1 pseudogene is annotated in these 240 nt (G+C 72.1%); it reads left to right on the top strand.

The window, feature by feature from the left end:
* Positions 1 to 240 (top strand): annotated as a pseudogene (locus SB753_RS40850) (hypothetical protein); the annotation flags it as partial.

Genomic DNA, 240 nt, shown 5'->3' with positions numbered 1-240 from the left:
GGTCGCGTCGAGCTGATCGCAGCCGCGGTCGCCGCAGGAAAGCATGTGCTCGCCCAGAAGCCGCTCATCAGCGACCCCGCCGATCTGCCGCGCCTGCTCGAGGTGCTCGCCGACGCGCGCTCCCGCGGTGTCCGCGTGGCGGTGAATCAGAACGCCCGCTGGGCTCCGGCATGGCGCCTGGCGACTCTGCTGATCCGCGAGGGGCGGATCGGCGACGTGGTCGGGGTCACGCATCTGCAC

This window comes from Paraburkholderia sp. SIMBA_053 (genome assembly GCF_046534895.1).
GTDB lineage: Bacteria > Pseudomonadota > Gammaproteobacteria > Burkholderiales > Burkholderiaceae > Paraburkholderia > Paraburkholderia caledonica.
The sequence above is the reverse complement of the archived record's forward strand: the minus strand, read 5'-3'. Positions and strand labels throughout refer to the sequence as shown.